The sequence below is a fragment of the Mobilicoccus pelagius NBRC 104925 genome (assembly GCF_000247995.1).
In the GTDB taxonomy this organism is placed as follows: Bacteria; Actinomycetota; Actinomycetes; order Actinomycetales; family Dermatophilaceae; genus Mobilicoccus; species Mobilicoccus pelagius.
The window spans coordinates 23,841-32,203 of sequence record NZ_BAFE01000037.1; the positions used below are offsets into that span (position 1 = coordinate 23,841).

Annotated in this window: 7 protein-coding genes; 5 read left to right on the plus strand and 2 right to left on the minus strand. The window is 70.4% G+C overall.

Translation table 11 applies throughout. From position 1 onward, the window contains the following. Nucleotides 1-36: 36 nt before the first annotated feature. From MOPEL_RS06020 to MOPEL_RS06030, 3 genes are read left to right on the plus strand one after another with little or no spacing between them, the layout of a single operon-like run. Nucleotides 37-1,092 (plus strand): ABC transporter substrate-binding protein, encoded by a 1,056-nt coding sequence (locus MOPEL_RS06020; RefSeq protein WP_009481974.1) that lies wholly within the window; start codon nucleotides 37-39, stop codon nucleotides 1,090-1,092. Nucleotide 1,093: 1 nt separating this feature from the next. Then, nucleotides 1,094-2,851 carry an ABC transporter permease gene (locus MOPEL_RS06025; RefSeq protein WP_009481975.1) on the plus strand — a complete coding sequence of 586 codons (1,758 nt, stop codon included), beginning with the start codon at nucleotides 1,094-1,096 and terminating at the stop codon, nucleotides 2,849-2,851. Continuing rightward, on the plus strand, nucleotides 2,848-3,954 hold the full coding sequence (locus tag MOPEL_RS06030) for an ABC transporter ATP-binding protein (RefSeq protein WP_009481976.1): 1,107 nt from the start codon (nucleotides 2,848-2,850) through the stop codon (nucleotides 3,952-3,954). Before MOPEL_RS06025 ends, MOPEL_RS06030 begins: the two co-directional genes overlap by 4 nt. A gap of 94 nt (nucleotides 3,955-4,048) precedes the next feature. Here the strand turns inward: MOPEL_RS06030 and MOPEL_RS06035 are convergent, their stop codons facing one another. Together MOPEL_RS06035 and MOPEL_RS18425 are read right to left on the minus strand one after the other, a co-directional pair. Continuing rightward, a complete protein-coding gene (locus MOPEL_RS06035) occupies nucleotides 4,049-6,022 on the minus strand; it encodes an acetoacetate--CoA ligase (protein ID WP_040633138.1) in 1,974 nt (657 codons plus the stop codon). Nucleotides 6,023-6,120: 98 nt separating this feature from the next. After that, a complete protein-coding gene (locus MOPEL_RS18425) occupies nucleotides 6,121-6,600 on the minus strand; it encodes a sodium/proton-translocating pyrophosphatase (protein ID WP_009481978.1) in 480 nt (159 codons plus the stop codon). A gap of 312 nt (nucleotides 6,601-6,912) precedes the next feature. On the opposite strand from MOPEL_RS18425, the gene MOPEL_RS06045 reads away from it, so the two are divergent. Next, entirely contained in the window at nucleotides 6,913-7,332 is a 420-nt protein-coding gene (locus tag MOPEL_RS06045; RefSeq protein ID WP_009481979.1) for a (deoxy)nucleoside triphosphate pyrophosphohydrolase, read from the plus strand. 185 nt (nucleotides 7,333-7,517) lie between these two features. Then, a partial coding sequence (locus MOPEL_RS06050; RefSeq protein WP_009481980.1) for a GTP-binding protein occupies nucleotides 7,518-8,363 on the plus strand: 846 nt, incomplete at its 3' end.

Below are 8,363 nucleotides of genomic sequence, written 5' to 3' on the forward strand. Positions count from 1 at the left end.
TCGAGGGGACCCATTCCTCGCACGAAGGACGCAACGATGCGTATTCCTGCCAAGGCCAGTGCCTTCCTCGCCGCCACGGTCGTCCTGACCGGAACCGCCTGCGCCGTCGACCCCGCCACCACCGACTCGTCCTCGAACGGGGGTGGGCAGAAGCTCACCGTCGCGTGCGGCGCGATGGAGGAGGTCTGCTCCGCATGGACGAAGGCCTTCACCGCCAAGACGGGGATCCAGACCTCCTTCGTCCGCCTCTCCTCCGGTGAGACCGTCGCCCGACTCGCCGCGGCCAAGGCTGCGCCGGAGTTCGACGTCTGGCACGGCGGCCCGGCCGACGGATTCGGTGCCGCCGTCGAGCAGGACCTCCTCGAGAAGTACATCGGCCCGACCGGTGAGAAGATCCCGGCCCGCTACAAGGACCCCGACGGCTACTGGGCCGGCGTCTACGTCGGTGCCCTCGGTTTCTGTTCGAACAAGAAGATCCTCGACGAGCTCGGCGCGCCCGTCCCGACGAGCTGGGACGACCTGCTCGACCCCAAGTTCGCCAAGCAGATCTCGACGGCCCACCCGTCGACCTCCGGCACCGCCTTCACCACGTTGTGGACGCAGGTCACCCGCCTGGGTGGCGAGGACGCCGGACTCGACTACATGCGCCGCCTCCACAACAACGTCCTCCAGTACACGAAGTCCGGCACCGCGCCCGGGCAGGTCGCCGGACGTGGTGAGGCCGCCGTCGGCCTCGTGTTCAGCCACGACTGCGCCCTCTACAAGGAACGCGGCATGAACGACCTCGTCATCAGCTTCCCCAAGGAGGGCACGGGCTACGAGATCGGTGGCGTCGCCGTCGTCAAGGGCAGCAAGCAGCAGGAGGCCGCGAAGAAGTACGCCGACTGGGCGCTCACCGCGGAGGCCCAGGAGCTCGGCCCCACCGTCGGCTCATACCAGGTCCACACCAACCCCGACGCCAAGGCCGACGAGCGCTCCGTCAAGCTCGACGAGGTCAAGCTCGTCGACTACGACTTCGAGAAGGCGGCCAAGGCGAAGAAGAGCCTCACGTCCCGCTTCGACTCGGAGATCGCGGCCGAACCGAAGGCCTGACGTGGCACTCACCGTTCTCGAGAACACGGGGCCCGGTGCCCCGGCTGCCGCACCCGCGGGCCGCGGCCGCCGGCGGCACGGCGTCGAATGGCCCACGGTCGCGGTCGTCGCGGCCGTCGTCGCCGTCCTCGCCCTGCTCGTCCTCTATCCCCTCGCCCGCGTCCTCGTCGCGGCCTTCGGTCCGTCGGGCAAGGCCGTCCTCACCGACATCGTGAGTTCGTCGGTGGACCGCGGCATCGTCGTCAACACGCTGGTCCTCGGCGTCGTCGTCGGTCTCGCCGGCACGATCCTCGGGTTCCTCATGGCGTTCGTGCAGGTGAGGGTGGCCTTCCGGGGCAAGCGGATCGTCCACCTCCTGTGCCTCCTCCCCGTCGTGTCGCCCCCGTTCGCCGTCGCGACGGCGATCATCACCCTCCTCGGCCGACGCGGGGTCATCACGCACGGCCTCTTCGGGCTCAACACGAACATCTACGGGTTGCCCGGCCTCTCGCTCGTCCTCGCCCTGAGCTTCTTCCCCGTCGCCTACATGAACTTCCTCGGGATGCTCAAGGCCCTCGACCCCGTCCTCGACGAGGCCTCCGCCAACCTCGGCGCGACGGGATGGCAGACGTTCCGCAAGGTGACGCTTCCCATGCTCGCCCCCGGTTTCGCGGCATCGTTCCTCCTCCTCTTCGTCGAGGCCATCGCCGACCTCGCGAACCCGCTCGTCATCGGCGGCGACTACACCGTCCTCGCCTCCCGAGCGTTCATCGCGATCACCGGCGAGTACGACGTGGGTGCCGGCGCGGCCTTCTCCCTCGTGCTGCTCCTGCCGGCGATCCTCGTGTTCCTCGTGCAGCGGTACTGGGTGTCGCGCAAGAGCGTCGTGTCCGTCACGGGCAAGCCCGCGGGTTCGCCCCGGCTCATCACCAGCGCGGCGGGGCGGATCCCACTCGTCGGCTTCGCGGTCCTCGTCGGCCTCGTCGTCACGACGATCTACGCGACGGTCATCCTCGGTGGCCTCGTCAAGATCCTCGGCATCGACAACAGGTTCACCCTCGACAACTACCGATACGTGCTGAGCGGCATCGGTAACGAGGCGATCAAGGACACGACGATCCTCGCCCTCATCGCGACCCCGATCGCGGGCCTCATGGGAATGCTCGTCGCGTGGCTCGTCGTCCGGAAGCTGCGTCCCTGGGCCGCGTCCGCCCTCGACTTCCTCGGCATGCTGGGCCTCGCCGTCCCCGGCACCGTCCTCGGCATCGGCTACGCGGTCGCGTTCAACACGCCGCTCATCGTCGGCAACCGCATGTTCCTGCCCGCCCTCGGCGGCGGCGCCGCGATGTTCGGCGGAGCCCTCGCCCTCGTCATGGTCTACGTCATCCGTTCGATGCCGTCCGGTCAGCGTTCCGGCATCGCCGCCCTTCAGCAGATCGACCCGTCGATCGACGAGGCCGCGGCCTCCTTGGGGGCCAGCTCCACGACGGTCTTCCGCACGGTGACGCTGCCCCTCATCCGACCGGCGCTCCTCTCCGGGCTCATCTACGCGTTCGCGCGGTCGATGACGACCCTCTCGCCGATCATCTTCATCACCACGCCGCAGACCCAGATCATGACCAAGCAGATCCTGTCGGAGGTGGACGCCGGCCGTTTCGGCAACGCGTTCGCGTTCTGCACGCTCCTGCTCGTCATCGTCCTGGCCGTCATGGGTCTGCTCACCCTGCTCGTCCACCACGAGGGTCGTCCGGCCCGTCAGACAGGAGGTGGCGCGCGATGACCGGCGTGTCCACGACCGGAGTCGTCGAGCTCCGTCAGCTCACCAAGACCTTCCCGACCGCCGACGGGGTCTTCGCAGCCGTCGACCACATCGACCTCGTCACCACGCCGGGGGAGTTCCTCACCCTGCTCGGACCCTCCGGGTGCGGAAAGACCACGACCCTGCGCATGGTGGCGGGATTCGAGCGCCCCACCTCGGGCAGCATCACGCTCGACGGCGCCGACATGGTGCGGCTCACGCCCGACAAGCGCCCCATGTCGATGGTGTTCCAGTCCTACGCCCTCTTCCCCCACCTCTCGGTGTACGAGAACGTCGCGTACGGGTTGCGTCTCCGCCGCACCCCCGCGGCGGAGGTCAAGGAACAGGTCGAGGCCGCCCTCGTCTCGATGGACCTCGTGAGCCTCGCCGACCGGGCGCCCAACCAGCTCTCCGGTGGGCAGCAGCAGCGTGTCGCCCTGGCCCGCGCCATGGTCATGCGCCCCAAGGTCCTCCTCTTCGACGAGCCGCTGTCGAACCTCGACGCCAAGCTCCGCGTCCAGATGCGGGCCGAGATCCGTCGGCTGCAGAAGCGGCTCGGCATCACCGCCCTCTACGTCACCCACGACCAGGACGAGGCGATGAGCCTCTCCGATCGCATCGTCGTGATGAACAAGGGGCGGATCGAGCAGATCGGCACCCCTGCCGACATCTATCGCCGGCCCGCGAGCGTGTTCGTCGCCGACTTCATCGGTCAGGCGAACTTCCTCGACGCCCCCGTGCACCACATCGACGGGGACACCGCCGAGGTCACGGTGTTCGGAAACCGTCGGGAGAGGATCGCCGTCTCCGACGCCGCACGGGGCGCGGGGGACAAGGTGCTCATGGTGCGGCCCGAATCGGTGCGGCTGTCGCCGAGCGACGCACGCGTCGTCGGCGGCGACGTGGGCCGCGTCGTGAGCGTGGTGTTCTACGGCTCCACGGCGGAGTACGAGGTGGAGACCGACGCCGGCAGCATCGTCGTCGTGGAGAACGACCCGATGCCCTCGACGATGCACGAGGAGGGGTCCTTCGTCAGGGTGACGTTCGACCCCGAACGCGGGTGGCTGCTCGACGCCGTCTCCTGACGCCGGGATCGGTCACCGGCGATCCGCGTTGCACGAGTGAGGGGCCCCGATCGGGGCCCCTCACTCGTCGTTCTGGGTGCTACGCGCGAGGGTGTCAGCCCCGCGTGCCCCACGTGCGGGCGAGGGCGACGTAGTCGTCGACGAGGCTCGCGTCGTCGATGGCGCCGGGGTCGAGGACGGCGAAGGGGTCGGCGCCCTGGAGGATGCGCTTGAGGGGGATCTCGAGCTTCTTGCCCGTGCGGGTGTGCGGCACGGCGCGGACGACGTGGATCTCGTCGGGCACGTGACGGGGCGACCCCTCCGTGCGCAGCCGGCCACGGATGCGGTCGAGCTCCGCCTCGTCGAGCTCGTGCCCGGGCGCCGGGGCGAGGAACAGCGGCATCCGGTACCCGCCGCCGTCGAGCTCCACCCCGAGGACGACGGCCTCCGCCACCGCCGGGTCGGACTCGACGATGTCGTAGATGTCCGAGGAGCCGAACCGCACACCGTTGCGGTTGAGGGTGGAGTCCGACCGGCCGTGCACGACGAACGAGCCTCGGCCCGTGCGCGTCACCCAGTCGCCCTGCCGCCACGCACCGGGGTAGGTGTCGAAGTAGCTCGCCTTGTATCGCGACCCGTCCGGGTCGTTCCAGAAGTACAGCGGCATCGACGGGCCGGGGGAGGCGATGACGAGCTCACCGACCTCGTCGGTCACCGGGTTGCCGTCCGCGTCCCACGCCTGCGCGTCGACGCCGAGCGCCGGGCCGGAGAGCTCCCCGTCGTACACGGGCAGCCACGGACTGCAGCCGAGGAACGCGCTCACGACGTCCGTCCCGCCGCACACCGACAGGAGAGGGACGTCGGCGCGGACGTGCTCGCGCAGCCACTGGTTGAGCGCGGCGGGGGCGGGCGCGCCGGTGACGGGAACCGCCCGCAGCGCCGACAGGTCGAGGTCGCGCCCCGGCTCGAGCCGCGTCTGCGCGCTGAGCTGCAACTGACCGGGGCTCGTACCGAACATCGTCACCCGCTCGTCGGCGACGATGCGCCACAGGCGGTCCGGGCCCGGGTACGCGACGTTGCCCTCGTACGTCACCGTGCGACTCCCGACGAGGAGCGCGGAGACGACGATGTTCCACATCATCCAGTTCGGCGTCGTGTACCAGAACAGGGTGTCGTCCGGCCCGCAGTCCATCGCGAGCAGGAACATCGAGGCGTGCGCAGCGACCACCCCTGCATGGGAGTGGACCATCCCCTTGGGAACGCCCGTCGTGCCCGACGAGAAGAGCACCCACAGCGGGTGGTTCGCGGGTACCTGGGCGGTGGCCTCGACCGGTGCGCCGGTGAGCGCCTCGGCCCAGGTCACGCGGGGCGCACCCGCGCCGAGCGCGGGCGCGTCGTCGCCGTCGAAGGTGAGGCCCGAACGTGGCACCTCGACGAGGGCCGTCACTCCGGTCGCGGCGGCGAGGTCGACGACCTCCGCACGGCGGTCGTACGTGCATCCGGCCCAGTCGTAGGCCGTGTTCGCGACGAGGACGGACGGTTCGAGTTGTGCGAGGCGGGACGCCGCGGTGGCGGCGCCCAGATCGGGTGCGCACACGGCCCAGATCGCGCCGAGCGAGGCCGTGGCGAGGAACGCGACGATCGTCTCCGGACCGTTCGTGAGGTACCCGACGACCCGGTCGCCCTCCCCGACACCGAGGCCGCGCAGCGTTCCGGCGACTGCCCGCACCTGCTTCTCGAGCTCGCTCCACGAGAGCTCGGTGCGCGTGCCGTCCTCCTCGTAGGAGACGACCGCCGCCCCGTCGCGCGTGTCGTGGCGGAAGATCTGGTCGGCGTAGTTCAGACGGGCGCCGGGGAACCACTCGTGGTGCGGCATGGGTCCGCCGGTGAGTACGGCCTCGTACGGGGCGGAGGTGACGACGCCGAAGTCGTCCCACACCGACGCCCAGAACTCCTCCGGGTGCTGCACGGACCAGGCGTGGAGTGCGGGGTAGTCGGGCAGGGGGCGGGCCCACCGGCGCTCCGCGTCGGCCGCGAACCGCGCGAGGCGGGGGTTCTCGATCTGCCAGGACATCGACGTCGGTGTCATGGCGCACATCATGGCAGCCGCCCCGCCGACCCGGTGCCCGGGCGGACGGGGCGACTGCGGGCCGTGCGGCACGCTCCCCGCGCGGGGGCGATGACGGGTCAGGCGGTGGCCTGTGCCGGTTCGTCGTCGGTGTCGAGGAGGAGGTCGCCCTCACCGGTGCCGACCCGCATCGCGTAGAAGGAGCGGTACACGAAGACGGCACTCACGAGGAGGAACACGACCGCGAGGACCGACGTGAGCGTGCTGCTGCCCCGCTTGGCGGTGAGCTGCACGGCGAGCTCGACGGCGAGCAGGCCGAACAGGGTCGTGAACGTGATGACCGGGTCGAGGGCCGCCGAGCTCGTGTCCTTGTACGGGTCGCCGACGCTCGTCGCGTCGTGGAGGGCCGTGGCCTTGGCGTGCATGTCGACCTCGACGATCTTCTTCGCGTTCTCCCGGGCGCCGCCGGTGTTCGCCATGAAGATCGTCTGGTAGGGGCCGGACACCGCGATCGAGATGAGGCGACCGATGAAGAAGAACGGCTCGACGAACGCGAACGCGAGGGTCGAGCGAGAGGAGCAGGTGGTCGCTCGTTCCACCGAGGAAGGTCCCGGAGTCGAGCGCGGGGAGTCGGAGGTCGGCCTCGCCCGCCGCGGGAAGGGCGTGCGGCGCCGCGACGGCCGGGACGGCGTGGACGCCCGCCCACGAGGCGGCGAGGCCCGCTCCGGCGACAGCGCGGGCGGATCGGGAGGGACGGAGAGGGGTGCGCGGGTCGTCTGCGGGGCGGCCGCAACGGCGCCGGTGCGGATCGGTGGACACGAGGCCGTCACGTCCTCGGCGATGTCTCGGGCGGCGGGGGAGGGGTGTCGACCCAGGTCGGCGCGCCCGGGGCGGGCGGACAGAATGGTCGGATGCGATCCACCCACGTCGTCGCGGCCGCCCTCGTCGACGACCTCGTCTCCCCTCGTCGACTCCTCGCCGCCCGCCGTACGGCGCCCGCTGCGCTTGCGGGTCGATGGGAGCTGCCAGGCGGGAAGGTCGAACCCGGCGAGGCCCCCATCGCCGCGCTCCGGCGCGAGCTGCGCGAGGAGCTCGGCGTCGAGGTCGAGATCGGCGACGCCGTCCCCGGCCCCCTCGCCGACGGCCGGTGGCCCGTGACCTCGCCGTACGAGATGAACGTGTGGCTCGCGCGCACCACCGACGGTGAACCCCTCCCGCTCGCCGATCACGACGAGCTGCGCCTCCTGGGTGCCTCCGACCTCTTCGCCGTCGACTGGCTGCCCGCCAACGCGGACATCGTCCGGGCGCTCGCGAGCCGCCTCCACGCCTGATCCCCGCGGCCCTCTCTCCGTCGCCTCTCGAGCACGGTCGCCGACGGCGGCCGCTGCAGACATGCCTCGGTGATCCCGCCCGCGCCGGCGATCACGATCGAGGCCGCCCCGGACGCGGGGCGGAGGGCGCGATCGGCGCGTGAACCGAGCACCCCCGCGAGCCTGAGACAATCGGATACGTGCCTATGGAGAACACGAAGACCCGCGGAGACATCCGCAACGTCGCCATCGTCGCCCACGTCGACCACGGCAAGACCACCCTCGTCGACAAGATGCTCTGGCAGGGCGGCGCGTTCGGCGAACATCAGCACGTCGACGAACGTGCGATGGACTCGGGCGACCTGGAACGTGAGAAGGGCATCACGATCCTCGCGAAGAACACCGCGATCCACTACAACGGCCCGTCCGCCAAGGCGAACGGCGTCGACAACGTCACGATCAACATCATCGACACCCCCGGCCACGCCGACTTCGGCGGCGAGGTCGAGCGCGGTCTGTCGATGGTCGACGGCGTCGTCCTCCTCGTCGACGCCTCGGAGGGGCCCCTGCCGCAGACGCGGTTCGTCCTCCGCAAGGCGCTCGCCGCGAAGATGCCCGTCGTCCTCTGCATCAACAAGGTCGACCGGCCCGACTCGCGCATCGCGGAGGTCGTCGACGAGGCGTACGAGCTGTTCATGGACCTCGACGCCGACGAGACCCAGATCGAGTTCCCGATCGTCTACGCCTCGGCGAAGGCCGGCCGGGCCTCCCTCAACCGTCCCGCGGACGGTGAGCTGCCCGACAGCCCCGACCTCGAGCCGCTGTTCAAGACGATCATGGAGACGATCCCCGCCCCCTCCTACACCGAGGGTGCGCCGCTGCAGGCGCACGTCACCAACCTCGACTCGAGCAACTTCCTCGGCCGCCTCGCGCTGCTGCGCGTGTTCAACGGCGAGATCCGCAAGGGCCAGCAGGTGTCGTGGTGCAAGCACGACGGGACGATCGACAAGGTCAAGATCACCGAGCTGCTCATCACCGAGGGCCTCGAGCGC

What these genes read in the sequence shown, in the direction of transcription:
- MOPEL_RS06045 (WP_009481979.1), top strand. Translation starts at nt 6,913, where the DNA reads ATGCGATCCACCCACGTCGTCGCGGCCGCCCTCGTCGACGACCTCGTC.
- MOPEL_RS06035 (WP_040633138.1), bottom strand. Translation starts at nt 6,022, where the DNA reads ATGACACCGACGTCGATGTCCTGGCAGATCGAGAACCCCCGCCTCGCG.
- MOPEL_RS06030 (WP_009481976.1), top strand. Translation starts at nt 2,848, where the DNA reads ATGACCGGCGTGTCCACGACCGGAGTCGTCGAGCTCCGTCAGCTCACC.
- MOPEL_RS06020 (WP_009481974.1), top strand. Translation starts at nt 37, where the DNA reads ATGCGTATTCCTGCCAAGGCCAGTGCCTTCCTCGCCGCCACGGTCGTC.